The organism is Shigella sp. FC1567 (assembly GCF_001743015.1).
Classification (GTDB): domain Bacteria; phylum Pseudomonadota; class Gammaproteobacteria; order Enterobacterales; family Enterobacteriaceae; genus Escherichia; species Escherichia coli.
Genome location: NZ_MIIV01000308.1, coordinates 1 through 1,041, shown reverse-complemented (window position 1 = coordinate 1,041; position 1,041 = coordinate 1). Strand labels below are relative to the sequence as shown.

Genomic DNA, 1,041 nt, shown 5'->3' with positions numbered 1-1,041 from the left:
GGGGTTGTCGAAGCTCACCAGATTTTCACCAGGATGCACGTCATACTCTTTTTTCTCCGGAGGCAGTGCCAGCATGGACTGCTGCTCTTCGAGCCAGCGATCACAGGGACGGGCCTGGATTGTTTCATGCTTTCGTTGGTTAGCGACATCGTGCAGCCAGCGCAGACCGTGGCGGTTGGCTGTTTCAACATCGACAGTGCTCCCCATCGGGCGCAGGCGAGTCATTAGTGGGATGTAAAAACTGTTCCATCCGTTCCACCTTACCTTTAGTCTGTGCCCTGAAGGGGCGACACAGTCGGGGAGAGAAGCCCATCTCCTTACCGAACTGCCACAGCGAAGGATGGAACCGGTGCTGACCGGTCTGATATGCGTCACGTTGCAGAACCACAGTTTTCATATTGTCATACAACACTTCGCGCGGCACACCACCAAAGAAGCGGAACGCATTACGATGGCAGGTCTCCAGCGTGTCATAACGCATATTGTCAGTGAATTCGATGTACAACATTCGGCTGTATCCGGGAACAGCAACGAACACGTGAAGCGGTGAGCGACCATTACGCATAGTGCCCCAGTCAACCTGCATCTGTCGTCCGGGTTCAGTTTCGAACCGAACGGCAGGCTCCTGCTCCTGAGGAACCGAGAGAGAACGAATGAATGCCCTGAGAATGGTCATTCCGCCACGATATCCCTGGTCTCTGATCTCGCGAGCGATTACCGTTGCCGGGATTTTGTAAGGATGAGCATCGGCGATGCGTTGACGAATATAATCCCGGTATTCATCCAGGAGTGAAGCAACAGCAGGTCGCGGCGTATATTTTGGCGGCTCAGATTTTGCCTGCAAATAACGTTTAACGGTATTGCGGGAGAGCCCCAGTTCTCTGGCAATCGCCCGGCTACTCATTCCCTGCTTGTGCAGGATTTTAATTTCCATAACTGTCTCAAAAGTGACCATAAGCTCTCCTGAATCAGGAGAGCAGATTACCCCCTGGATCTGATTTCAGGCGTTGGGTGTGGATCACTATTGCACCGTTCGTGACA

At 52.9% G+C, this 1,041-nt stretch carries 1 pseudogene; it reads right to left on the bottom strand.

The annotated features are described in order from the left end of the window. Positions 1-955 (bottom strand): annotated as a pseudogene (gene istA / locus BHE85_RS16315) (IS21 family transposase); the annotation flags it as partial. Positions 956-1,041 lie beyond the last annotated feature (86 nt).